The 23,366-nt window shown below is 40.7% G+C and carries 25 protein-coding genes and 1 riboswitch; of the genes, 19 read left to right on the forward strand and 6 right to left on the reverse strand.

The features are described from left to right. Positions 1 to 17 precede the first annotated feature (17 nt). From mtnW to NST65_RS06420, 5 genes are all read left to right on the forward strand, one after another. A complete protein-coding gene (gene mtnW / locus NST65_RS06400) occupies positions 18 to 1,268 on the forward strand; it encodes a 2,3-diketo-5-methylthiopentyl-1-phosphate enolase (RefSeq protein WP_181566867.1) in 1,251 nt (416 codons plus the stop codon). Next, positions 1,268 to 1,963: a 2-hydroxy-3-keto-5-methylthiopentenyl-1-phosphate phosphatase gene (locus tag NST65_RS06405; RefSeq protein WP_041116448.1), complete on the forward strand. Its 696-nt coding sequence runs from the start codon at positions 1,268 to 1,270 to the stop codon at positions 1,961 to 1,963. Before mtnW ends, NST65_RS06405 begins: the two co-directional genes overlap by 1 nt. Continuing rightward, a complete protein-coding gene (locus tag NST65_RS06410) occupies positions 1,927 to 2,565 on the forward strand; it encodes a methylthioribulose 1-phosphate dehydratase (RefSeq protein ID WP_034281536.1) in 639 nt (212 codons plus the stop codon). Before NST65_RS06405 ends, NST65_RS06410 begins: the two co-directional genes overlap by 37 nt. Positions 2,566 to 2,581: 16 nt before the next feature. Continuing rightward, positions 2,582 to 3,112: a cupin domain-containing protein gene (locus NST65_RS06415; protein ID WP_034281537.1), complete on the forward strand. Its 531-nt coding sequence runs from the start codon at positions 2,582 to 2,584 to the stop codon at positions 3,110 to 3,112. A gap of 300 nt (positions 3,113 to 3,412) precedes the next feature. Then, positions 3,413 to 3,655: an aspartyl-phosphate phosphatase Spo0E family protein gene (locus NST65_RS06420; RefSeq protein ID WP_024424676.1), complete on the forward strand. Its 243-nt coding sequence runs from the start codon at positions 3,413 to 3,415 to the stop codon at positions 3,653 to 3,655. A 46-nt stretch (positions 3,656 to 3,701) separates the two neighbouring features. Here the strand turns inward: NST65_RS06420 and NST65_RS06425 are convergent, their stop codons facing one another. After that, positions 3,702 to 5,207, reverse strand: a complete 1,506-nt coding sequence (locus NST65_RS06425; protein WP_034281538.1) for an ATP-binding protein — start codon at positions 5,205 to 5,207, stop codon at positions 3,702 to 3,704. A gap of 204 nt (positions 5,208 to 5,411) precedes the next feature. On the opposite strand from NST65_RS06425, the gene NST65_RS06430 reads away from it, so the two are divergent. Beyond that, positions 5,412 to 5,867, forward strand: coding sequence for a MarR family transcriptional regulator (locus tag NST65_RS06430; protein WP_034281539.1), 456 nt, complete (start codon positions 5,412 to 5,414; stop codon positions 5,865 to 5,867). A 193-nt stretch (positions 5,868 to 6,060) separates the two neighbouring features. Here NST65_RS06430 and motB read toward each other — a convergent pair whose 3' ends face one another. From motB to NST65_RS06445, 3 genes are all read right to left on the reverse strand, one after another. Next, on the reverse strand, positions 6,061 to 6,831 hold the full coding sequence (gene motB, locus NST65_RS06435) for a flagellar motor protein MotB (RefSeq protein ID WP_034281540.1): 771 nt from the start codon (positions 6,829 to 6,831) through the stop codon (positions 6,061 to 6,063). After that, entirely contained in the window at positions 6,824 to 7,618 is a 795-nt protein-coding gene (gene motA / locus NST65_RS06440) for a flagellar motor stator protein MotA (RefSeq protein ID WP_024424680.1), read from the reverse strand. The genes motB and motA overlap by 8 nt, the downstream gene beginning before the upstream one ends. Before the next feature lie 377 nt (positions 7,619 to 7,995). After that, positions 7,996 to 10,098, reverse strand: coding sequence for an ATP-dependent Clp protease ATP-binding subunit (locus NST65_RS06445; protein WP_046310761.1), 2,103 nt, complete (start codon positions 10,096 to 10,098; stop codon positions 7,996 to 7,998). Between the two features lie 244 nt (positions 10,099 to 10,342). Here NST65_RS06445 and NST65_RS06450 point away from each other — a divergent pair, with 244 nt between their 5' ends. The 5 genes from NST65_RS06450 to queF all read left to right on the forward strand — a co-directional run bounded on the left by NST65_RS06450 (position 10,343) and on the right by queF (position 13,996). Then, entirely contained in the window at positions 10,343 to 11,386 is a 1,044-nt protein-coding gene (locus NST65_RS06450) for a hypothetical protein (protein WP_111927279.1), read from the forward strand. A 71-nt stretch (positions 11,387 to 11,457) separates the two neighbouring features. Then, positions 11,458 to 11,502: riboswitch (PreQ1 riboswitch) on the forward strand. 159 nt (positions 11,503 to 11,661) lie between these two features. Then, a complete protein-coding gene (gene queC / locus NST65_RS06455; RefSeq protein WP_024424683.1) occupies positions 11,662 to 12,318 on the forward strand; it encodes a 7-cyano-7-deazaguanine synthase QueC in 657 nt (218 codons plus the stop codon). Next, positions 12,319 to 12,759: a 6-carboxytetrahydropterin synthase QueD gene (gene queD, locus NST65_RS06460; RefSeq protein ID WP_034281544.1), complete on the forward strand. Its 441-nt coding sequence runs from the start codon at positions 12,319 to 12,321 to the stop codon at positions 12,757 to 12,759. It begins immediately after the preceding gene. Beyond that, positions 12,752 to 13,483 carry a 7-carboxy-7-deazaguanine synthase QueE gene (gene queE, locus NST65_RS06465; protein WP_034281545.1) on the forward strand — a complete coding sequence of 244 codons (732 nt, stop codon included), beginning with the start codon at positions 12,752 to 12,754 and terminating at the stop codon, positions 13,481 to 13,483. Before queD ends, queE begins: the two co-directional genes overlap by 8 nt. 15 nt (positions 13,484 to 13,498) lie before the next feature. Further along, positions 13,499 to 13,996: a preQ(1) synthase gene (gene queF / locus NST65_RS06470; protein ID WP_024426839.1), complete on the forward strand. Its 498-nt coding sequence runs from the start codon at positions 13,499 to 13,501 to the stop codon at positions 13,994 to 13,996. A 475-nt stretch (positions 13,997 to 14,471) separates the two neighbouring features. Here queF and NST65_RS06475 read toward each other — a convergent pair whose 3' ends face one another. Continuing rightward, positions 14,472 to 14,828 (reverse strand): winged helix-turn-helix transcriptional regulator, encoded by a 357-nt coding sequence (locus NST65_RS06475; RefSeq protein WP_041116456.1) that lies wholly within the window; start codon positions 14,826 to 14,828, stop codon positions 14,472 to 14,474. A 168-nt stretch (positions 14,829 to 14,996) separates the two neighbouring features. Between NST65_RS06475 and NST65_RS06480 the strand changes: the two genes are divergently transcribed. After that, positions 14,997 to 15,743 (forward strand): glucose 1-dehydrogenase, encoded by a 747-nt coding sequence (locus tag NST65_RS06480; protein ID WP_111927283.1) that lies wholly within the window; start codon positions 14,997 to 14,999, stop codon positions 15,741 to 15,743. Positions 15,744 to 16,132: 389 nt separating this feature from the next. Then, the gene (locus tag NST65_RS06485) at positions 16,133 to 16,351 is read left to right on the forward strand and encodes a hypothetical protein (protein WP_070325762.1); all 219 of its coding nucleotides are present in this window, start codon (positions 16,133 to 16,135) and stop codon (positions 16,349 to 16,351) included. A gap of 123 nt (positions 16,352 to 16,474) precedes the next feature. Here NST65_RS06485 and NST65_RS06490 read toward each other — a convergent pair whose 3' ends face one another. Then, positions 16,475 to 16,663 (reverse strand): DUF2187 family protein, encoded by a 189-nt coding sequence (locus tag NST65_RS06490; protein WP_003211747.1) that lies wholly within the window; start codon positions 16,661 to 16,663, stop codon positions 16,475 to 16,477. A gap of 167 nt (positions 16,664 to 16,830) precedes the next feature. Here NST65_RS06490 and NST65_RS06495 point away from each other — a divergent pair, with 167 nt between their 5' ends. The 6 genes from NST65_RS06495 to NST65_RS06520 all read left to right on the forward strand — a co-directional run bounded on the left by NST65_RS06495 (position 16,831) and on the right by NST65_RS06520 (position 23,363). Then, positions 16,831 to 17,025, forward strand: coding sequence for a hypothetical protein (locus NST65_RS06495; protein WP_034281552.1), 195 nt, complete (start codon positions 16,831 to 16,833; stop codon positions 17,023 to 17,025). Positions 17,026 to 17,331: 306 nt separating this feature from the next. Further along, positions 17,332 to 17,982 (forward strand): cell wall hydrolase, encoded by a 651-nt coding sequence (locus NST65_RS06500; RefSeq protein ID WP_070325763.1) that lies wholly within the window; start codon positions 17,332 to 17,334, stop codon positions 17,980 to 17,982. A 113-nt stretch (positions 17,983 to 18,095) separates the two neighbouring features. Further along, entirely contained in the window at positions 18,096 to 19,412 is a 1,317-nt protein-coding gene (locus NST65_RS06505; protein ID WP_111927287.1) for a polysaccharide biosynthesis protein, read from the forward strand. Positions 19,413 to 19,466: 54 nt separating this feature from the next. Beyond that, positions 19,467 to 19,955, forward strand: a complete 489-nt coding sequence (gene stoA, locus NST65_RS06510; protein ID WP_065214300.1) for an endospore biogenesis thiol-disulfide oxidoreductase StoA — start codon at positions 19,467 to 19,469, stop codon at positions 19,953 to 19,955. A 289-nt stretch (positions 19,956 to 20,244) separates the two neighbouring features. Continuing rightward, positions 20,245 to 22,164: a heavy metal translocating P-type ATPase gene (locus tag NST65_RS06515; protein WP_111927289.1), complete on the forward strand. Its 1,920-nt coding sequence runs from the start codon at positions 20,245 to 20,247 to the stop codon at positions 22,162 to 22,164. A 104-nt stretch (positions 22,165 to 22,268) separates the two neighbouring features. After that, positions 22,269 to 23,363, forward strand: coding sequence for a Xaa-Pro peptidase family protein (locus NST65_RS06520; protein ID WP_111927291.1), 1,095 nt, complete (start codon positions 22,269 to 22,271; stop codon positions 23,361 to 23,363). Positions 23,364 to 23,366 lie beyond the last annotated feature (3 nt).

Below are 23,366 nucleotides of genomic sequence, written 5' to 3' on the forward strand. Positions count from 1 at the left end.
GTTTTTTTATTGAACATATGCATGACGCAATCGAAAGGGGATTCCTAGTGAGTGAATTACTGGCAACATACGTATTAACACATCGAGAGGATGAACAAATAAATCGAAAAGCGGAGCAGATCGCGCTTGGTTTAACAGTTGGATCATGGACGGATTTGCCGCAGCTCAAAAAGGAGCAGCTTCAAAAGCATAAAGGCCGAGTTGAAAAAGTATTAGAAAAGGCTGTTCCAGCCGAAAATGGCCTTTATCAATCAGAGGTGACCATTGCTTATCCTGAGGCAAACTTTTCAGCTGATTTACCAGCTGTTTTTACGACGATTTTTGGAAAGCTTTCACTAGACGGAAAAGTGAAGTTAGTCGATATCCAATTTTCTGAAGAATTTAAAAAAAGCCTGCCAGGACCTGTATTTGGAATTGATGGCATACGAAAAAAGGTAAATGTGTTTGATCGTCCATTATTAATGAGTATTTTTAAAGGCGTTATCGGCCGTGATATGCAGGATTTAAAAGAGCAGATCCGCTTACAGGCATTAGGCGGGGTTGACTTCATCAAAGACGATGAAATTTTATTTGAAAGTCCATTAGCCCCTTTTGAAGAGCGAATCAAAGAAGGAAAAGCGATTTTAAAAGAAACCTATGAAGAAACAGGACACCGCACACTGTATGCTGTCAATTTAACGGGCAGAACCTTTGACCTGAAGGATCGAGCGAGAAAGGCCGCTGAACTTGGGGCAGATGCGCTCTTATTCAATGTCTTTGCATACGGCCTTGATGTCATGCAAAGCCTAGCTGAGGACCCAGACATTCCACTGCCGATTATGGCGCATCCCGCTGTGAGTGGTGCTTTGACATCCTCTCCTGAATATGGATTCTCGCATTCTCTTCTTTTAGGCAAATTAAATCGATATGCTGGCGCTGATTTGAGCCTCTTTCCCTCACCTTATGGATCGGTTGCACTTCCGAAAAAAGATGCCTTTGGAATCTATGAAGCTTGCGTGAAAGAGGATACGGTTCAAAAAACATTCCCTGTCCCGTCAGCAGGCATTCATCCAGGAATGGTTCCAGTATTGATCAAAGATTTTGGAATTGATCATGTGATAAATGCAGGTGGAGGCATTCACGGACATCCGCGGGGAGCCATTGGCGGAGGGAAGGCATTTCGTTCGATCATTGATGCCGTGATACATGAAGAGACCATCCAAGATAAGGCGGCTTCCTGCCAAGACTTAAAAGCGGCACTTGATCTTTGGGGAAGGGTAGCAGAATAATGAAAAAACCAATTGTATGCTGTGATTTTGATGGAACAATTACAAAAAATGATAATATCATCCGCATCATGAAACAGTTTGCACCAAGTGAATGGACGAAGCTGAAGGATGGTGTCCTGTCAAAGGAAATCACCATTCAAGAAGGCGTCGGGCAGATGTTTCAATTACTGAAAAGTGATCAGAAGGATGCCATTCAATCATTTATTTTAGAAGATACAGAGATTCGAGAAGGATTTAAGCAATTTGTCGATGAGGTAAAAAAAGCAGATATTCCTTTCTATGTACTTAGCGGGGGGATGGACTTTTTTGTCTACCCCATCCTCGAAGGCATTGTCGATCGAGACGATATTTATTGCAACCATGCATCATTTGTGGAAGACCATATTCAGATTGAATGGCCGCATGCCTGCGATACGCAATGTCAAAATGGCTGCGGATGCTGCAAGCCCTCAATCATTCGAAAGCTGACTCATGAGGATGACTTCATCATCATGATCGGAGATTCAGTGACTGATGTGGAGGCGGCGAAGCATGCGGATCTTACGTTTGCGCGCGACTACTTGCTCAATGAATGTCAAGAGCTCGGGCTCGTACACAAGGAATATGACACATTTATTGATCTACAAGCGCAATTTGTTCAAATAAAGGAAGTGAAGGAATGGCAGACGCAAAGAGCAAACGCTGGCAGGAGCTAGCAGACGTTAAACGTGAACTGGCTCAAAGAGATTGGTTTTTCGGAACAAGCGGTAATTTATCGATCAAGGTGTCGGATGATCCAATCACGTTTTTGGTGACGGCAAGCGGCAAAGATAAACGAAAAGAAACAAACGAAGATTTTGTGCTAGTAAATGCGGCAGGCCAGCCCCATGATCCGAACGAGCCGCTTAGACCATCAGCTGAAACACTGCTTCACACGTACGTATATGAACGGACGAAAGCAGGCTGCTGCCTCCATGTCCATACAATCGATAATAATGTGATGTCAGAGCTGTATGGGGATAAGGGAGAGATTCGTTTTAAAGGCAACGAAATCATCAAAGCGCTTGGTTATTGGGAAGAGGATGCAGAAGTGTCGATTCCGATTATTGAAAATCCAGCTCATATTCCGCAGCTTGCAGAGCAATTTGCCAAACATCTGACACTAGAGGCGTCATCTGGTGCTGTACTCATTCGCAATCATGGTATTACAGTCTGGGGAAAAACAGCCTTTGAAGCAAAACGAGTATTAGAAGCATATGAATTTTTATTTAGCTATCACTTAAAATTAGCGCTTTATCAACAGCAGCTTGTAAGATAAAAAGGAGGAAAAACACATGGCGACGATTTTGATTCATAATGAAGAGAACACATTACTTGAAAGCGAGCAAGAGGTAGCATCATATTTGGAAAACCAAGGGGTCATTTATGAGCATTGGGATATTGAAAAGCTGCCAAACCGTTTATCAGAAAAGTATGATTTAACCGATGAGGAAAAGGAAGAGATTTTGACTGTTTTCCAAAAGGAAATCCAAAGTATTTCTGAAAAAAGAGGGTACAAAGCGCAGGATGTCATTTCATTATCTGATGCCACGCCAAATCTTGATGAGCTGCTCCAAAACTTTAAACGTGAGCATCACCATACAGATGACGAAGTACGCTTTATTGTGAGCGGGCACGGAATCTTTGCTATTCAAGGCAAGGATGGCGTCTTTTTTGATGTGAGATTGAATCCAGGTGATTTAATTTCTGTTCCGCCAAACATTCGTCATTACTTTACACTTCAAGAGGATCGCAAAGTGGTCGCAGTTCGCATATTTGTCACAACTGAGGGCTGGGTGCCGATTTACGAGGAAGAAACGGTTTAATGATAGAGCTGATCATTCCGCATGAGGCGGAAGATCAGCTTTTTTTTAGGAAATTAGACATAAAATGAGAAAGAAAATAGTTGATTTTGATCTTCTGCATAGGATAAAATTCTGTTTAATCAATGTGTCAGTCCTGTCCAAATTTGAAGTTTACCCCCAAATTTGATTGGGTAAAAGGTCTTTAGGCTGTAAAAAATTAAATAAAATAAGCATATTTAATTTAATTTACAAATAAAGTATAATTTTGGTGTCGGATCATTTTGAGCATAGACAGTCGAAATCATTGCGGGAGCTGAGATCATGAATATTTACGTAAGGAAAGAACAATTGCTGATGTCCATTGATGAGAAGAGAAAACAAATGGTAGAAGCTGCTCAAGTGGAAGGTTACACTGGTGAGAAGACAATTAAATATAGTCAAGAACTGGACAACCTGATGAATGAGTATCAGCATCTTCTTTTTCATGAGAAACAATCTGCCCCCTCCTTTCATGATCTTGTGTCTCAAATGAGTCTTTTATCTGTGAACCGCCCCTCTTATTGACATGAAAAACCGGTCTTGCATAAGCAAAACCGGCTGACATCTTCAGTTATGCTGAGTGAGCAGAAGGAAGCATGATCATGACAGTCGTTCCTTTATTCACTTCGCTATGAATATCAATTGTTCCGCCATACATCGAAATGATTCGTTTACACACGACAAGCCCAAGACCTGTGCCTTTTTCCTTCGATGTAATAAAGGGGAGGAAGATGTGCTTTAACATCTCTTCTGGTATGCCTTCACCTGTATCCTCTACTTTAATGATGACATGTTCTTTTTCAGCTTCGATCACAATCTTCAAATGACCGCCGTTTGGCATCGCTTCTAAAGAGTTCTTTGCTACATTTAAAACAACTTGTTTAATATGATCCTTTGTGCAATACACGCCCACATCTTGAATCGTATTGATTTGCAAATCCACTTCGACATTATAAAGATTTGCCTCAGAGAAAACGATCGGCATGATCTCACTTACAATTTCTTTTACAGAGTTATTCTGCCATTTTTCTGCCGTTGGTTTTCCTAATACAAGAAATTCACTGACGATTTGGTTGATCCGTTTAATTTCTTCCTCGATGACAGAAAAATAGAGCTGATCTTCTTCTGAATGATACTTCTTTTGCAATAGCTGGATAAATCCGCTAATCCCTGTTAATGGGTTGCGAATTTCGTGTGCTGTACTTGCTGCGAGTGTTCCGATCAATTCAAGCTTTTGCGCTTCATTTTGATGACGCTCCTGCTGAGTTTGCCGCCTTAACACGATATATTGGACGAGTGTGAATAAAATATTTAATAAAATAAACGCACTGGATAAAGGGATGAGCATCACAGACAGCACTTCACTTGTTGAAGCACGCTGCGGAAAAACCTCCAGCTTCCAGCTGTTTTCATCTAAATATGTAGACACGGTGCTGCCGCCCTCGGGTACTGGCTGTGGACCGCTTGTAAAGACGACATGTCCATTTTGATTCAGCATCTTAAAATGAAGATCAGGGTTCAATACATTCATAATATTTCTTAAATAGTCAATTTGAATGGCGGCAATCAGTACATTGGTGACCTCTTCGTTTTCATCGAGAACAGGCACACAAATGGAGAGAATCCGCTGTTTTGTAATTCGGCTCACATAGTTGTCTGTGATCACGGTCTGCTTGGTCACTTGAATGCGTTTAAAGTAATCTCTGAATGATAGGTTAATTTTTTCCTTTAACGGGGTGGTGCTTGCTGTTACATTTCCTTTTTTGTCTAGGAGATACAGACCTGAAAAACGAGGTTCTTGTTTATAGATTTTCTCTAGGATGTTTTGTACTTTTTTCGTCTCAAGCGGCTGGTCAAATCCCATGGCGAGGGAAGTTAATCTCGCTTCTGTTTCACTTATTAAATAATTCATTTGATTTTTGTGAATATTTAACATAAGTGTAGCGGTTTGTTTGTTCTTTAAATCGATTTTTTCAGTTTCTTTTTCGTAGATAAAATAACTAATGATTAGGGTTGGAAGCATGACCAAAATAAGGTAAAGCCTGATCTTCTTCCAAAACCCTTTCAGTATACTCATCATTCATCGCTCCAACGTATTACCTAATAGACTTATTATAGCATTGAACCTATCTTTATTACGATGACTTGTGTGATTTTTAAAAAATTAGGTGATTCGTTCTGGTCTCATTTTCGTGCTAAAGATGGATCAAAATGTTGACATTTTACTTATTGTTTATTAATGTCACATTAGTGGGTTGCATTTCATAAAGGATGATAAAAAATGGAAAATCATAATGTTGAAAAATCATTGAAACTATTTATTGTATTATCACGTGCCTATCGCTCAATTAATCATCACATGAACAAACATATTGTGAAGCACGGGCTGAATCCAACTGAATTTGCTGTGCTAGAATTGCTGTATCATAAAGGTGATCAGCCGCTTCAGCAAATCGGTGATAAGATTTTACTTGCAAGCGGCAGCATCACGTATGTGGTTGATAAATTGGAGAAGAAAGAACTCCTCAGCCGCAAGGCTTGTGCAGAAGACCGCAGGGTGACATTTGCGCATATTACCAAGCAGGGACGAGCTTTGCTTGATGACATCTTCCCAGATCATGCGAAAGAAATTCATGAGATGATCAGTGTCCTCAGCGAAGAAGAGAAAGATGCCTGCATCGATATGCTCAAACATGTAGGGCTGCGTGCAAAGCATTTATATGATCATCAAGAATAAATAAAAAGGAAGCCGCTGGCTTCCTTTTCAGCGCGCAGGCAATCCCTCGCATTCAGTTGTCTGTCCTGCGTGCCGGTGCTCATTCCTAGACTGCAAAGGTTTTCTATCACGCTGAAAAGAAGACAAAGGGCTAAAATAGAGATCATTTTAGCCCTTTGTCAACAATCTGTAAAGAAGCCGCTGGCTTCTTTTTTTATTTCGCTTTTTTCTCAATCGGTAAAATGAGTACTTCTACACGCCGGTTTTTACTTCTGCCTTCTGCTGTATCGTTTGAGGCAATCGGTTTGAATTCGCCGTATCCTTTTGTACTAAAGTTCTCTTGGTTTAGATTGCTGTTTTCAAGAAGAATATTTAAAAAGTTCACAGCGCGAATGGCGCTTAAATACCAGTTTGATTCAAATTCTGAATTTCTGATCGGTACATTATCTGTATGTCCGCTAATGACAATGTCACGAGCAGGATTAATGACGAGCAGTTTTGAGATTTCTTTTGCTAACGGGACATCCTGAGGGCGAATAACTGCCCGTCCAGAGTCAAAGAAGATACTGTCCTCAATCGTAATGAGAAGACCTTCATCCGTAAGCTTTGTTTCGAGCTTTGAACCAAGTTTTTTATTTGCAATGAATGAATCGACCTGCTTTTTGACCTTTGTGAGAACCGCTTGGTCCCTAGCCTTTGCTTTGGCTTCTTCATCTTTCTCTTCCTCGGCTGCTTTCTTGACTTGGTTGCTGTTTTCAGTTTCTTCCGTGCTTTGCATGCTGGATTGATCCATAACACCAGTACCGCCAGTAAAAACTACATTAAAAGACTTAGCCATCTGTTCATATTTTGCCGCATCAATTGAACTAGATGCAAAGAGCACAATGAAGAGGGCGAGAAGAAGCGTTAGTAGATCGGCATAAGGGATAAGCCAAGATTCATCTACATGGTCTTCATGATCATGGTTTTTACGTTTCCTAGCCATTTTGATTTTCTCCTTCTTCAATGACAAGATTTGCACGTTCTTTTGCTGGTAAGTACATAAGAAGTTTTTGTTCAATGACTTTTGGAGATTGACCTTCAAGAACAGAAAGAATACCTTCGATCATAATCAGACGAAGCTTTACTTCTTCCTTTGATTTACGCTTCAGTTTGTTGGCAAATGGATGCCATAACACATATCCGGTAAAAATCCCAAGCAGTGTGGCGACGAAGGCAGCACTGATCGCATGTCCAAGTGCTTCAATATCTCCCATGTTGGCAAGTGCGGCAATAAGTCCGACAACGGCGCCAAGTACCCCTAGCGTCGGAGCGTATGTACCAGCTTGTGTAAAGATTAATGCACCTGACTGATGTCGTTCAGACATGGCGTCAACTTCTTCTGTTAAGACGTCTCGAATAAATTCAGCACTTTGGCCGTCAACTGCCATGCTTAACCCGTTCTTTAGAAAATCATCATCGACTTCCTCAAGACTTGCTTCTAATGCCAAAAGACCTTCACGACGCGCAATTTGTGCCCAGTTTGAAAATAGAGGGATCATTTCTTGAATCGTTGGAAGCTGGCTGTCTTTGAAAATTTTGCCGAACAATTTTGGTGTTTTCTTAATTTCACTAGAAGGGAATGCGATGACAACAGCTGCAACCGTCCCAACAATGATGATTAATATAGCCGCCGGGTTGAGAAGAGCAGTTAGACTCACACCTTTCAAAACCATACCGACACCTAGTGCAATAAATGCTAAAATAATACCAATTAACGATGTTTTGTCCATTATCTCACCAAATCCTTTAACTATCTTTTTCTATAGTTAATATCGGTGTGTTCCAGAAGGGTTTTAGTCAGAATATAAAATTAAGACACTTTCTGTGAAGAATTTTTGATGAAAGCGCTTTCTATCTGCGTAAAAAGAAAACTCCCTCTCATATAAAGGGAGTCTCCATTTAATCGTTTTGAGCTGGTTCATCTAAATGAAGCAGCTCTTTTAATTTTTCTTCATACATGATTTTAACAAGATCGTAGCTCCAATTCATCATGTGATCCACCTCTTTTTCTTTTATCGTAAAGGAAAAGAGGCGGGGGAGCGTCGTCGTTCAGATGGAACTTAGACGCCGCAACATGATGGAGATGCATATCATCCTGAAGATGTAGTTATCCTTTTTTTACGACGATTTCGTCATGTTCAACATCCACAGTAAATCCAGAAAGCTGCTCCTCTTCAAGCAGGATCTCCGTCATTTGGTCTTCAACGTGCTCTTGGATGGTTCTTCGAAGTGGACGAGCACCAAATGCAGGGTGATATCCAAGCTCTGCGATTTTTTCTTTCGCTTCATTTGTGACATGGACTGTTAAATTCTGCTCTTTTAATTGCTCTGACAGCTCATTGAGCAGAAGATCAACAATCTTCACTAAATCATCTCTGTCTAATGATTCAAACTGAATGATGCTGTCAAAACGGTTCAAAAATTCTGGTTTGAAGTAGCTGCTTAGTGAATCAATGAGTGATTGTTCCTCAATCGCTTCTTCCTGATCAGACTGGAAGCCGACCTTGACCGTTTTATCTGCGCTGCCTGCGTTACTTGTCATGATGATGACTGTATCTTTAAAGCTGACCGTTCTGCCTTGGCTGTCTGTTAAGCGGCCATCTTCCATGATTTGCAGGAACATGTGCTGTACATCTGGGTGTGCTTTTTCGATTTCATCCAGCAAAATGATGCTGTATGGTTTTCTGCGCACTTTTTCAGTCAGCTGGCCAGCTTCATCATGTCCAACGTAACCAGGAGGAGAACCGATGAGTTTGGACACAGAGTGTTTTTCCATGTACTCACTCATATCTAAACGAATGATCGCATCTCTTGAACCGAATAATTCTTCAGCTAACGTTTTAGACAATTCGGTTTTCCCGACACCTGTTGGTCCAACGAAAAGGAAGGAGCCTGTTGGTCTATGTTTCGATTTTAAACCAGCTCTGCTTCTTTTCACGGCTTTCGCCACTTTATCAACCGCATGTTCCTGTCCAATCACTCGTGCTTTTAGACGGACGTCAATTTCTTTCATTTTGGTTTGTTCGTCTGCTTGGAGTTTCCCGACAGGAATGCCTGTTTTTTGTTCCACAATGGCCTGAATGTCCTCTGCTGTAACGATATGCTCTTTTTCAGTTGTTTTGTTTTGAAGTCTTGCTTCAATGGCTTCTTCTTCATCGCGAAGCTTCGCTGCTTTTTCATATTGTTCTTCTTTTAGCGCAGCTTGTTTTTCTGCGGCAATTTGCGCTAGTCGGTTTGTCAGCTCATCTTCACTTGCTGCATCAATGGAGAGATTCGCTTTTGAACCAGCTTCATCCATTAAATCAATGGCTTTATCCGGCAAATGACGGTCTTGAATATACCGCGAAGATAATTGAACGCACGCTTTGATTGCTTCATCTGAATAGGAGACACCATGATAGGCCTCGTATTTATCTTGAATGCCTTTTAAGATGTCGATTGCTTCATCTTGTGTTGGCTCATCTACGATAACGGGCTGGAAGCGCCGTTCGAGTGCAGCATCTTTTTCAATTTGGCGATATTCTTTTAATGTCGTCGCACCTACTAGCTGCAGCTCGCCTCTTGCAAGGGCTGGTTTTAAAATGTTTCCAGCATCCATTGATCCTTCTGCAGATCCTGCGCCCACAAGAAGGTGGATTTCATCTACAAATAAGATGATATTTTTACGGCTTTGCAGTTCTTTGATTAACTGCTTCATTCTTTCCTCAAATTGACCGCGTACACCTGTGTTTGCGACAAGTGAGGAGACATCTAATAAATAGATTTGTTTGTTCTTTAATTTATTTGGCACATCGCCGCTCGCAATTTTGAGCGCGAGTCCTTCTGCGATCGCTGTTTTCCCAACACCTGGTTCACCAATAAGAACAGGGTTATTTTTATTTCTTCTATTTAAAATCTCAATGACTCTTGCGACTTCTTCATCTCGGCCAATGACTGGATCAATTAAACCAGCATTTGCTCCATCTGTTAAGTTACGGCCAAGCTCATCGAGTAAGCCTTTTTGCTTTGGCTGCTCCATGTTTGGGGCATGACTTGCTGCCTGAGAGAAGAATGAACTTCCGCCAAAAAGCTGAGGTCCCATTTTCATTTTTGACTGCTCCATCAAAGAGGTATAGCAGTCTTCACATAAAACCATTTGGCTCCGGGACGAATTTACTTGCATATTCAGGCGAATAGTTGCTTCATTTACTTGACAATGTTGACAACGCATTTGCCATGACCTCCTTAAAATAAAGTTTGACTTTATTTGACCAATGAATGTTAAAGGAAATGGTCTATTGTTTGACCATCTTTGACTATAGTATACTCTGACCTATTTTGACTTTCAACTGTTTTGCTCAAAGGGGAATAAAAATCCTTTTTTGCATTTAATCATGGTTTGTCCTTCTTTTCAAGGAACTTGTCTCATAGGATAAAAAAGAGACAATCGAAAGTGATGGGTGCGGAGGGGTCACATGAAACGTTCAAATGAATCCGCTTTTCAGCTTGCCTTTGTTTATGTAGGAACAGTGGTTGGAGCTGGGTTTGCGACAGGGAAAGAAATCGTAGAATTTTTTGTTCGTTTTGGCTGGATTGGACTATTAGGGATCCTGATTAGCGGTGTTATTTTTACTGGCCTTGGGGCAAAAATGATGCTGATTTCGAAACGAATCGAAGCAGAATCTTATCAAGATATGAACCGTTTTTTATTTGGCGCAGCTGCGAGTCGATATATTAATATTGTCATGTTTTTTATTTTACTTGGTGTCACCTCAGTCATGATTTCAGGCGCAGGGGCTATTTTTGAAGAACAGCTTGGTATATCGAAGGAATATGGGGTCTTTTTGACGATCATTCTGAGCGTCATTGTACTATTTAAAGGTTCAAAAGGGCTATTTGGAGTCAACGTCCTTGTCGTTCCAATGCTGATTTTCTTTTCAATGATCGTGTTTCTTGATTCATTTGTGTTTAGCAGCAGTGAAAGTTATGTTCTTGCGCTGCAAATGGGTGAGGGCGAGTGGATATTATCAGCAGTGTCATATGGTGCCTTTAATTTAGCACTGTCACAGGCAGTGTTAGTACCCGTCGCAAATGAAATGACCTCTGAAGCAGTCATTAAAAAGGGAGCGGTGCTTGGGGGCATCATGCTGACACTCATTTTGCTTGCTTGCTTCTTATCTCTTTCTTCATTAGATATGCTGGAGGCGTTTGATATTCCAATGGCCCAGGTAGTTTATCAAGTCGCAAACTCGATTCATCTCATTTATTTATTTGTCATCTTCGGTGAAGTTTTTACATCCGTCATAGGCAATTTATACGGGCTGGAGAGACAGGTGAGGGCATATATCCGAATGAACAGCATCTTTACGATATCACTTATTCTCATATGCTGCTATGTGATTAGTAAAATTGGTTACGGTACACTGATTTCAACGGTTTATCCGGTTTTTGGCTATGTCAGCATCTTTTTTATCCTCTTTCTTTGTCTAAAAAAAGTGCCTGCCCCGCTAGATAAGTAAAGAAGGGATAGCCTGCATGAAAAATATGTGGTACACTATCCTCTGTGAAAATTGAACAAAAATCCGTGAAGACGGGAGAGGTTCTAGCAAAACCCTCTATAAAAAACTAAGGACTTGCCGTATCCTTGGATGTGGCATTTTTTATTTTTTATGGCTGGGACACCTCATACACATGTAAAGGTGTCTTTTCTTTTGAGAAAAATAGGGGTTTTCAGGAGCCTTTCAGATGCAGTGTTGTACGGTTGTACTCATCTGCAAAAGGAGGAGAACAGAAAATGAAAAATGAAAAAGCAGTCGTTGTCTTTAGCGGGGGACAGGACAGTACGACATGTTTATTATGGGCACTTCAACAATTTGAAGAGGTAGAAACCGTGACCTTTCATTATAATCAGCGTCATCAAGAAGAAATTGATGTCGCCAAAAGAATCGCTGACAAATTAGGTGTGAAGAATCATCTGTTAGATATGTCTCTTTTAAATCAACTGGCACCTAATGCTTTAACAAGAGATGACATTGACATTGAGGAAAAAGAAGGAGAGCTTCCTTCCACATTTGTACCAGGAAGAAACTTAGTGTTCTTATCTTTCGCCTCTATTCTTGCGTATCAAATTGGAGCAAGACATATTATCACAGGTGTTTGTGAGACAGACTTTAGCGGCTATCCAGATTGCCGTGACGAGTTTGTGAAATCTTGCAACGTCACAGTGAATTTAGCAATGGAAAAACCATTTGTGATTCATACACCACTGATGTGGCTGAATAAAGCAGAAACATGGAAGCTGGCAGACGAGCTTAACGCGCTGGATTTTGTGAAAAATGAAACGCTCACTTGCTATAACGGCATCATCTCTGATGGCTGCGGGGAATGTCCTGCGTGTAAGCTGCGGAAAAATGGCTATGACACTTATATGGAAATGAAGGAGGCAAAATAAATGCTTTCTCAAATCTATCCACAAACCGATCATCCATTTTCATTTGAATTAAATAAAGACATGCATGTTTCTGCTGCCCATTTCATCCCGCGAGAAGATGCGGGCGCATGCAGCCGTGTTCATGGTCATACGTACACCATCAATATCACGATTGCGGGAGACGAGCTAGATGAATCGGGATTCCTTGTCAATTTCAGTACATTGAAAAAGCTCATTCATGGGCAGTACGATCACACGCTGCTCAATGATCATGAGGAATTCTCATCAAACGATCGATACGCGATGCCAACCACTGAGGTGGTAGCAAAGACCGTACATGACAAAGTCGCAGCGTATTTATCGACTTTAGCGAACAAGCCGGCATGTGTTCAGGTCTTTGTCAGAGAGACACCAACAAGCTATTGCATTTACCGTCCGAAACGAGTTGAGATCAATGGCTAAAGCGATTCCCGTATTAGAAATCTTTGGTCCAACCATTCAAGGAGAAGGAATGGTCATTGGACAAAAAACCATGTTTGTCAGAACGGCTGGCTGTGACTACTCGTGCAGCTGGTGTGATTCCTCCTTTACATGGGATGGCTCAGCGAAGCATGACATTCAGTGGCTTGAGGCAGAAGACATTGTCAAAGAATTAAAAAGAATAGGCGGACAGGCTTTTTCTCATGTCACCATTTCAGGGGGAAACCCAGCCCTTTTAAAACAAATGGAATCCCTCATTGATTTACTGCATGAAGAGGGAATTGATACAGCGCTTGAAACACAAGGGACGATGTATCAGGAATGGTTTTTGAAAATTGATGATTTAACCATTTCTCCTAAGCCGCCAAGCTCGAATATGAAAACAGATTTTACGAAACTAACACGTATTATAGATGAGCTGAAAAACGGAAATAGGTTGCAGCATGCTAGCCTGAAGGTCGTGATCTTTGACGATCGTGACTTAGCGTATGCGAAGGATGTTCATGCAAAATACCCTGAGCTTCCTTTTTATTTGCAGGTAGGAAATGATGACACGACGACAGCTGATGATGCGTACTTATTGACGCATTTATTAAAGAAATATGAAGCGCTTGTCGATCAAGTAGCGCAAGATCCAGACTTAAACCGCGTAAGAGTGCTGCCGCAGCTGCACACGTTATTGTGGGGAAATAAACGAGGCGTATAGAAAGGAAGAGATGACATGACGACAAGAAAACCAGAAGAATTAGAAGGTGTCACGCTACTGGGAAACCAAGGAACCAATTATTTGTTTGATTATGCACCACAAGTGCTTGAAACGTTTCCAAATAAACATACAAATAGAGATTACTTTGTGAAATTCAACTGCCCAGAATTTACCTCACTATGTCCGCAAACAGGTCAGCCTGATTTTGCGACAGTTTATATCAGCTATATCCCAAATGAAATCATGGTCGAAAGTAAATCGCTAAAATTATATTTGTTCAGCTTCCGTAACCATGGTGACTTCCATGAGGACTGTATGAACATTATTATGAACGACCTGATTGAATTGATGGATCCAAGGTATATTGAAGTTTGGGGCAAATTTACGCCAAGAGGCGGTATTTCCATTGACCCGTATACGAACTACGGGAAACCTGGCACGAAATATGAGGAAATGGCAGAATACCGTATGATGAACCATGATATGTATCCGGAGACGATTGATAATCGGTAATTATTCCGCTGTGTGAGACGGAGTGTGAAACGAATTGGTGTCACGTTAAAGTGGAAAAAGTTACACCTGAAAATACTCATGGGAATTGTATGAAAAAGTGTGACCTGAGGTGCAACCTGAACTGTAACTTTTATGCAGTGAAAAATTGATAGTACAGAGGCAGATGAAGGCGTACAATTTGTACGTCTTTTCTTTTTTATCCGAAAGAAAAAATGCCTATTTAGAGATCATAGGCATTAAATATTATGATCATATCTTCATTTATTGTTTAAAGTTAAGTTTCTGAACCTTCTCTTTAACATTTGAACAGCTCTTTTTTGAATTTCATCAAAGTTCTCCTGAATATAGTCCATGACACTTCTGATTAGAACTTCACTTTCAAAATTGACTATCTCATTTATTTCTGACTGTTCTTCATCTGTTAGGTGATGGTATTGATGTTGTTTAGCATTTACTTCAGCAGCTACTTCAATCCTCACTTTAGTTGTTCTGGTTGTACAATTTCATATTCACCTTCTGCATACTCTTGCTCCGCATATTGGCTCCCCCATTGACAAAGTTCCTGCAAGATAGGTTTAAGAGATTCTCCAAGTTCAGTGGATGAATACTCAACCTTCGGCGGTACTTGATTATACATCTTTCTGGTCACAAGTCCACTGGCCTCAAGCTCTCTAAGTGTTTGAATCAGCATTTTCTGCGTGATATTTGGGATAATGCGCTTTAATTCACTCGTTCTCTTTGGTCCATTCATTAAAAAGTATAATACAAGGCCTTTCCATTTTCCGCCAATCACTTCCTTTGTCACTTCAAACCCACAGCTAAATTTTTTCATGTCTAAAGCTCTCCATTCCACATTTATTACTTTTTAGTTACTATATCACAAAAAAGTGGGTACTTCCGATAATGTGCTTGCTGGAGGATACTATATCTTGTAAGTTGCTCTTCAAGTACTTAAAGGTACTAGACATAAAATAATATGAATTCTAAAGGAGTGTTAAGTATGGGTAAATTTGAAGGTAAAATAGCGCTTGTAACGGGTGGAACAAGTGGGATTGGTCTTGCTGCTGCACAAAAATTTGTAAACGAAGGTGCATATGTGTATATCACGGGACGTAGACAAAACGAACTTGATAAAGCTGTTAACCAAATTGGCAAGAACGTAACCGGTGTTCAAGGTGATATTTCTAAGCTTGAAGACTTAGACAAACTATATGACATGATAAAGCAGGAAAAAGGTAAGTTGGACATCCTTTTTGCTAATGCAGGCATCGGCAACTTCCTTCCATTAGGTGAAATTACTGAAGAGCAGGTTGATAGAACGTTCGACATTAACGTGAAAGGAACCATTTTTACTGTTCAAAAAGCGCTATCACTATTCCCGGACAAAGTAGGTTCTATTATTGTAACGGGCTCTACTGCTGGATCAATTGGCAACCCAGCATTTAGTGTATATGGAGCATCTAAAGCAGCATTAAGAGCACTAGTTCGCAACTGGATTCTTGACCTAAAAGGTACTGAAATTCGTGTAAATGTGGTAAGTCCAGGAGTTATTCTTACACCTGCATACGATGAGCTTTTTGGTGATGCACTTGAAGGAGCGATGGAAGATGCCAGAAATACTGTTCCAGCTGGAAAAGTTGGGACACCTGAAGAAGTAGCAAACGCTGTAACTTTCCTTGCTTCAGACGAAAGCAGTTACTTGACGGGTGTTGAATTGTTCGTAGATGGCGGGCTAGCACAGGTATAATGTCACTGCGAAGAGATTACAAATCGTCCCCAAAAAAAGTTAATGGGGATTTACTTGAGTCGTATAAAAAAGTCGTTTTCCTTATGTCCTGAGTAACCACAAATGCTGCAAACTAAGTTTGGTGATGGATATGTAAAATGAGAAAAAAGGAAAAGACATGCCGGATGCATGTCTTTTTTTGCGAAACAACCATAAAAAAAGAGAAGAGTCATGTCACTCTTCTCATACGAATGGGAATAGAACTTGCTAGGACGGCTGGGGGCTACCAGCTCGTAAACATATTATACATGACAGAACGTACGTTTGTAAAGGGGGATCATGTTTTTTTGCTTATCTCATTTGATGTAAGATAAAATAGAGGGAGTGAATGATAAACGGAGGCGTTTGAGTTGGCAAACAAAGAAGAGCGGGCAGAGCAGCTGCTAATGGATCTAAGGGAAGAGCTTCAAATGCTCGAACATCAAAACAAAGAACGGTATAAATGGAGTGCCTCCACATTGCTTGGAGTGATTGCCCTCTTGATTGATAAAGGAGTGATCACACCCGAGGAAGTCGAGATGTACAAGACGAAGGCGGAAATGCAAACCTTTCATACGCAAAAAGACTGACCCCTCTTTAAGTGGTATCAGTCTTTTTCATATGTGATTGTTCAAATAGAGCAAAGTTGTCAAACGAGCCAAATTTGCTTTATATATACGTATGTACCGATTGTCTGAATTGAGGATTGCAAATTAATGTACGGAGTCTTTGATGATTTTATAGTTTTTATGATTAACGACTGTTAGTGAATCCAGTTCTAGATCTCTATAGTTGTCCATAATGGTGACATCCACAATGACAGAGTTTTCATTCACTTTTTCAACTACACCTGTTAAACCATTTCTAAATTCGATCACATTTCCAATTTTTGCAATCTTCAACCGATCCCTCTCCTTTAAAAACAGATTTCATTCCCTATTAAAAAGTATTTTGCAATATTTTCATACCAATGTAAAGGATAAAGACGTTTTTGTTTTGTTTTCGTTGTATGCTCTTCTAACGAATGGTATATTTAATAATTGATCATGGCTGAAAAGGAGCGGTTTTTTTGACTGAAGAACAAATCCTCACAATCCTCGAATCTTTACGGAATGGGACGGAAAAACAGGTGGCCATCCAAAAAGATGACTTTTTAACGTTTCGTTCTGTTTTGGTGAATCAAGATGATTTTAAACATTTTCGCGGGATCGCCAAACATGGTGGAGATGTTATTTTTGAATATCTTACAGAAGCAAGAAGCTAAAGCTTTTTCTCATTGATGAGAGAAAGCTTTTTTATTTTCGTTCTTTTGTCACACTTCAAACGACTCTGATACATATGAAAAGAAAATGTAATAACCCATAATCAGGAGCATAAGGATGATGATAGGTGAAAAAGGGACCTTTTTAAGCGCTAACAATTCCATTTTATGTGCGCTCAACTAGGACATGCCATTTAATGACGGAATTTGGACAGGCATGTAAATCTTTGTGCGTGAAAATAGAATGAGCTCTTGTTAGAGTGGACAAGTATCTTACAGCCTACTTTGATTATAGGAGGAAAAAGGCGAATGATTAAAATTCATACAGCTCTTTTTGTCATCCTTATGCTCGTTGCAGCAATGAAGATGGACAATATACAAGAGCAGCAAGGCACATTAAGTCACGAACTTTCACAAGCACCTGTTAAACATCAGCTTTCATATATAGATCAAGACCACGAGCAAGTCATCCCAGCATTTTCTGAAGAAAAGCGTCAGCCAAAAGTGAAATTGCTAAGTACGTCAACAGAAGAAAAGTCTTCAAAACCGAAGCAAAAGAAAAAAGTAAAATCTGAAACAACGAATAAGGCAAGCGGAAAACAGTATTCTAATGAAGAAATGGACTTGCTTTCTCGGTTGGTACACGCTGAAGCGAAAGGTGAATCTTACGAAGGGAAAAAAGCGGTGGCAAGTGTTGTCTTAAACAGGGTGGAGCATCGTTCTTTTCCTGACAGCGTGAAAGGTGTGATTTATCAGCGAAATGCCTTCCAGCCAGTATCGAATGGAAGCATTCATGATAAGGCAGATCAAGATTCCATTAAAGCGGTGAAGCAGGTAGTAAAAGAGCATGACAGAACAACAAAGGCTATCTATTTTTATAATCCAAAAACGGCAACAGATCATTGGATTCGTTCCCGCAAAATTGTAGAACGTATCGGACGTCACGTGTTTGCCGTATAGAGAAAAAGAGCGATCAATGAGATTGCTCTTTTTTTGTCTTCAATTATTAAAATATTTTTTGGACTTGTCTCATAGAATGTGAAAAGAATTTGCTTTAGACAAGGGGAGGCTACATGAATCGATTTGTAAAAGGGGTCATTCTGCTATCTGTCGCAGCTTTTATTGCGGAGTGTATAGAGTTTTTAGTCAATATGATTTTAGCGAGAGAGCTTGGAGAACATGGAATGGGCTTATATATGAGTATCCTTCCAATCATCATGCTTGTCCTTGTGATCGCCAGTTTAGAGCTGCCAGTCTCCATTTCTAAATTCATTGCAGAATCACATGAGCGTCTCCACAAAAGCATGCTCCGTCATGCCTTTAAAATGACACTTGTGGTGACAAGTACAACAACAGCTATAGCAGCTATTGTACTGCCTTTCATTCCAGTGTTTCAGTCGTATCATCCGCTTATGAAGGGCCTAGTGCTGTCACTTATCCCAATTATTGCGTTTACCTCCATTGCCCGCGGCTATTTTATGGGAAAGCAGCAAATGGGCAGAATTGCTTTAGGCAATATGCTGAAGAAAACGATCCAGCTTATCTGCTTGTTTTTGTTTTTTCATTGGTATTCGTTTGATATTGAAACAGCAGTACTCATCGCCATTGGTGTCATTGTTGCGAGTGATCTTGTTGTCTTTATTTATTTATACTCCCAATACGTCATGGCAAAAAATGCTGTGAATGTCAGGTCTGTTGAATTAAGAGGAAGTGATGTGCGAAAGCGCCTATTAGCCGTTTCCATTCCGACAACGGGCATGCGCATCTTTCATGCGATCGCCAATGCGGTTGAACCATTTTTAATCAAAGGAGCGCTCGTAGCAGCAGGCATTTCTGGAACACTTGCTGTTGATCATTACGGCATGCTGGCTGGTGTCGCAATGTCGATCGGTTTTTTCCCAGCGTTTATCGCTCATTCCATCATGATTGTGATGATTCCGAGTGTCTCTGAAGCCTATGCTTTAGGTCAGTATGATCTTGTGAAAAAACGTGTCAGACAGGCGATTCTTATAACGTTTGGATATGGGGTGCCGGCAGTGATGGTCATGTATTATTTTGCTTACCCGCTCACACAGCTCTTTTTTGATTCACCGCAAGCTGCTGTCTATTTACAGCTGCTATGGCCATACTTTTTATGCCACCTGTTTGTGATGCCGTTTCAAGCGTGTTTAATCGGAATGGGGCTCATCAAAGATGTGTTCCTACATAATATATGGGTGCATGTCGTCTCTTTTTCTATGGTGTATTTCCTCGGTTCAATTGAAAGCTTGAATATGATGGGGGTCATTTTAGGGATGAACACAGGCATGCTGCTGTTGACTGCACTGCATTATGCGACGATTTGTAAGGAGCTCGGCGTTTCAATGTTTCTTACATTGAAAAAAGCTTGAATGTCATCGCCATCGAGAGGGCAAGCTAGAAGAAAACTGGGAAGGAAGATCATGATGAATCGTAAACATCTACCCGCCAGTCTTCTGATGATGACCCTGCTTCTATTTCTAACGAGCACAGCAGCAGAAGCAAAAGAGCCTGTGATGGCGCCAAAGATAGAGGCGCCAACATTAAATGGTGACATGCAGATGGTTCCCGAAAAAGGGAAAAAGACCATTTTGCATTTTTGGACAACATGGTGCCCGTCCTGTAAAATGGAGCTGCCCGAATTTGAACAGATTGTGAAAGAAAATCAGAGTGATGTTGACATATTGACCGTGAATTTACTAGGTGCTGAACAAAGTAAACATGCTGTTGCCCAATTTGTGAAAGACAGAAGGTTTACATTCCCGATCATACTAGATGAACACGGAGAAATGATGAAGAAATATCAAATCATCACCATTCCAACGACCTTTTTGATTAACGAAAAAGGAGAAGTGGTGAAAAATCATGTAGGTCCACTGACGAAAAAACAAATCAAAGAGTGGACAAATTCGTAGAACAAATCCTTTATGTGAAAGAACCAATTCTGTTGGTTCTTTTTTGTGTTCGTTTGCTTTTCATCTGAATACAATGTGCTCAGAAGAAGACGGAACGATCTATATCAATAATGATAATTATTATCAAAAAGAAATTATAATAATTATTAATTGAAAATTGATCAGAACCTGTTATAATGAGTTACAGACCAATAAAAAGCTTGAAATAGCAGAAAATATAGATGGAAAAAGAAACGGTTAACGATTGATAATGTGAAAACGATTATCAATTAGAGAGGAGAAAACAATCATGAATGAGAATACAGCACTTTACCAAACGACAAATCAAAAGGAATCGAAATGGTCCTTACATAAATGGGCACAGCACGGAGAATTAATTGCAGCAGGAATCTCGGGGATTCTCATTTTAATTGGATGGATTCTAAAGGATCAGAGCATGTGGAGCATTCCTCTTTTCGTCCTAGCATTTGTTATTGGAGGTTTTGCAAAGGCGAAGGAAGGAATTGAAGAAACGATTTCGTCGAAGACCTTGAATGTGGAACTTTTAATGATTTTCGCAGCAATAGGCTCAGCTCTAATCGGCTATTGGGCAGAAGGCGCTATCTTAATTTTTATTTTCTCACTGAGTGGTGCGCTTGAAACGTATACGTCAAATAAAAGCAAGAAAGATTTAACAGCATTAATGAGCATTGCACCAGATGAAGCAACTTTAATTGAAGAAGACGGTACGACCATTCAAATCGCCGCTTCATCATTAACACCAGGTGACCGGATTATGGTCAAAGCTGGGGAACGCATTGCAGCAGATGGTGTCATTTTAAGCGGGAGAACAAGTGTGGATGAATCTGCCCTCACAGGCGAATCTATTCCACAGGAAAAAGGGCAGGGGGAAGACGTATTTGCAGGAACAGTGAATTTAAATGGTTCCTTAACAGTGGAAGTCACGAAACATAATGAAGAAACGTTATTCCATAAAATTATTAAACTTGTTGAATCCGCTCAAGAAAGTGTTTCGCCAAGCCAGGCATTTATCGAAAAATTCGAGGGTGCCTATGTAAAAGGTGTGCTGATCACCGTTGCGGTATTAATGGTTCTGCCTCATTTTGTCCTCGGCTGGAGTATGAGTGAAACCTTCTATCGGGCAATGGTGTTTATGGTCGTTGCTTCACCTTGTGCTCTTGTTGCATCCATTATGCCAGCCGCACTGTCACTGATCTCAAATGGCGCAAGAAATGGGATGCTTGTCAAAGGAAGCGTCTTTTTAGAAAAACTAGGCACAAGCAGTATGATTGCTTTTGATAAAACGGGGACGATTACAAGCGGGAAGCCAGCCGTAGAACAAGTTGTCATGACGAAAGGGCAGGATGAATCTGCTTTTTACCAGGCACTCTATCAAATTGAGAGTCAATCAAACCACCCATTAGCGAAAGCAATTTCTGATATGGCAAAAGAGCACCAAACAGAAAGAACAGTCCATGTCACCATTGAAGAAACCTCTGGATTTGGTGTGAAAGCACAATTAAATGGAGAAACGTGGCGGATTGGGAAGAAAGACTTTGCGGGTAAGGCGTCAATCGACCGCGAGATTGAAGAGACAGGTGATGACCTTTCAGCGCAAGGATACACAGTGGTCTACGTTCAAAAGGATGAAAAAGTTGTTGGCTGTCTTGGCCTTAAGGATCAAATCAGACCTGAAGCCAAAAAAATGATTCAAGAACTAAATGATTTAGGCATCCAGACCGTCATGCTGACAGGAGATCAGCAAAAAACGGCTGAAGCGATTGCGCAGGAAGCCGGCATCCAAACCGTAGTGGCTGAATGTCTTCCAGATGAAAAGGTACATGAGGTCAATCAATTAAAAAAACAAGGTAATTCAATCATCATGGTAGGAGACGGAATCAATGATGCACCAGCGCTTGCCACAGCAGATGTTGGGGTTGCGATGGGCGGAGGCACAGATGTTGCCTTAGAAACAGCGGATCTCATCTTAATGAAGAACAATTTAAATAACCTAACAAAGATGATCCGTCTTTCAAGAAAAATGAATCGAATCATTAAGCAAAACATTATTTTCTCATTAACGGTGATCTGTCTGTTAATTTGTGCGAATTTCTTACAAGTGCTTGATTTGCCTTTTGGTGTCATCGGGCATGAAGGAAGTACGATTTTGGTCATTTTAAATGGTCTGCGTCTGCTTCGTGCATCTTAAATCAATCATCAGGGCGCACTGGATTCATGCCAGTGCGCTTTTGTGCGAAATACAGCAAAAACTGATACAATAGACCAGTAGTAAAACGTGTGAGGAGGATCATGATGAACCGAATGAAGAGCTTGTCTTCTTGGCTTAAGAAAGAAGACATTCAAGGTGCATTTATACATACAAAGGAAAATGTGTTTTATCTATCTGGATACTTCACAGAGCCGCATGAAAGAGTGATGGGGCTGTTTGTGTTCCAAGAGGCAGAACCATTTTTTATTTTGCCTAAAATGGAAGTCGAGCAGGCAAAAAATGCAGGATGGTCCGGCGATATCATTGGATATGAAGATCATGAGAATCCATTTGATTTCATTCAATCAGCGATAGAAAAACGAGGTATTCAAGCGGCGCGTCTTGCGATTGAAAAAGAATCGATTCCGCTTCAAAGAGCAGAACAGCTCCAAGCTGTCACCGGGGCAGAAACGTTCGTCCGGGCTGAAGATGCGCTCGATCAGCTCAGACTGATTAAAGATGAATCTGAAATTGCTACACTGAAAAAAGCGGCTCAATTGGCAGATGAAGGTGTAAAAATTGGGGTTAACGCCTTAAAAGAAGGAATCACAGAAACAGAAGTGCTCGCTGTCATAGAATATGAACTAAAGAAAAAAGGCATTCAAGGCATGTCCTTTTCAACCATGGTTCTCTTTGGTGAAAAATCAGGCGAGCCTCATGGAAATCCGGGACAGGCAGCCTTAAAAAAAGGCGATTTTGTGTTATTTGACCTTGGCGTCATTGTCGATGGATATTGCTCAGATATCACAAGAACATTTATCTATCAGGAAGCTTCTGAAAAGCAAAAGAACATCTATCAAACCGTCTTAAATGCAGAAATGGCAGCACTTGAAATGAGTAAGCCAGGCGTGAGAATCGGCGATCTTGACTTAAAAGCCCGCGGGCTGATTTCAGAAGCGGGGTATGGTGAATATTTCCCACATCGCCTCGGACATGGGTTAGGGATTTCTGTTCATGAGTTTCCTTCTATGAGTCAGGCAAATGACGACCTTCTGCAAGAAGGTATGGTGTATACGATTGAACCAGGAATTTATGTCCCGGGAGTCGGCGGCGTAAGAATTGAAGATGATGTTCTCATTACGGCAGATGGTCCAGTCACCTTAACCAATTATCCGAAAGAGCTGACGATCATCAAGTAATAA

Origin of the sequence: Bacillus sp. FSL P4-0248 (assembly GCF_038593305.1) — a bacterium.
Classification (GTDB): Bacteria; Bacillota; Bacilli; order Bacillales; family Bacillaceae; genus Bacillus; species Bacillus safensis.

What these genes read in the sequence shown, in the direction of transcription:
- queE (WP_034281545.1), top strand. Translation starts at nt 12,752, where the DNA reads ATGGCTAAAGCGATTCCCGTATTAGAAATCTTTGGTCCAACCATTCAA.
- stoA (WP_065214300.1), top strand. Translation starts at nt 19,467, where the DNA reads ATGAATCGTAAACATCTACCCGCCAGTCTTCTGATGATGACCCTGCTT.
- NST65_RS06520 (WP_111927291.1), top strand. Translation starts at nt 22,269, where the DNA reads ATGAACCGAATGAAGAGCTTGTCTTCTTGGCTTAAGAAAGAAGACATT.
- NST65_RS06450 (WP_111927279.1), top strand. Translation starts at nt 10,343, where the DNA reads ATGAAACGTTCAAATGAATCCGCTTTTCAGCTTGCCTTTGTTTATGTA.
- NST65_RS06415 (WP_034281537.1), top strand. Translation starts at nt 2,582, where the DNA reads ATGGCGACGATTTTGATTCATAATGAAGAGAACACATTACTTGAAAGC.
- NST65_RS06515 (WP_111927289.1), top strand. Translation starts at nt 20,245, where the DNA reads ATGAATGAGAATACAGCACTTTACCAAACGACAAATCAAAAGGAATCG.
- NST65_RS06445 (WP_046310761.1), bottom strand. Translation starts at nt 10,098, where the DNA reads ATGCGTTGTCAACATTGTCAAGTAAATGAAGCAACTATTCGCCTGAAT.
- NST65_RS06405 (WP_041116448.1), top strand. Translation starts at nt 1,268, where the DNA reads ATGAAAAAACCAATTGTATGCTGTGATTTTGATGGAACAATTACAAAA.
- NST65_RS06425 (WP_034281538.1), bottom strand. Translation starts at nt 5,207, where the DNA reads ATGAGTATACTGAAAGGGTTTTGGAAGAAGATCAGGCTTTACCTTATT.
- queF (WP_024426839.1), top strand. Translation starts at nt 13,499, where the DNA reads ATGACGACAAGAAAACCAGAAGAATTAGAAGGTGTCACGCTACTGGGA.
- NST65_RS06505 (WP_111927287.1), top strand. Translation starts at nt 18,096, where the DNA reads ATGAATCGATTTGTAAAAGGGGTCATTCTGCTATCTGTCGCAGCTTTT.
- NST65_RS06500 (WP_070325763.1), top strand. Translation starts at nt 17,332, where the DNA reads ATGATTAAAATTCATACAGCTCTTTTTGTCATCCTTATGCTCGTTGCA.
- NST65_RS06420 (WP_024424676.1), top strand. Translation starts at nt 3,413, where the DNA reads ATGAATATTTACGTAAGGAAAGAACAATTGCTGATGTCCATTGATGAG.
- NST65_RS06480 (WP_111927283.1), top strand. Translation starts at nt 14,997, where the DNA reads ATGGGTAAATTTGAAGGTAAAATAGCGCTTGTAACGGGTGGAACAAGT.
- NST65_RS06410 (WP_034281536.1), top strand. Translation starts at nt 1,927, where the DNA reads ATGGCAGACGCAAAGAGCAAACGCTGGCAGGAGCTAGCAGACGTTAAA.
- mtnW (WP_181566867.1), top strand. Translation starts at nt 18, where the DNA reads ATGCATGACGCAATCGAAAGGGGATTCCTAGTGAGTGAATTACTGGCA.
- NST65_RS06475 (WP_041116456.1), bottom strand. Translation starts at nt 14,828, where the DNA reads ATGAAAAAATTTAGCTGTGGGTTTGAAGTGACAAAGGAAGTGATTGGC.
- queD (WP_034281544.1), top strand. Translation starts at nt 12,319, where the DNA reads ATGCTTTCTCAAATCTATCCACAAACCGATCATCCATTTTCATTTGAA.
- NST65_RS06430 (WP_034281539.1), top strand. Translation starts at nt 5,412, where the DNA reads ATGGAAAATCATAATGTTGAAAAATCATTGAAACTATTTATTGTATTA.
- queC (WP_024424683.1), top strand. Translation starts at nt 11,662, where the DNA reads ATGAAAAATGAAAAAGCAGTCGTTGTCTTTAGCGGGGGACAGGACAGT.
- motB (WP_034281540.1), bottom strand. Translation starts at nt 6,831, where the DNA reads ATGGCTAGGAAACGTAAAAACCATGATCATGAAGACCATGTAGATGAA.
- motA (WP_024424680.1), bottom strand. Translation starts at nt 7,618, where the DNA reads ATGGACAAAACATCGTTAATTGGTATTATTTTAGCATTTATTGCACTA.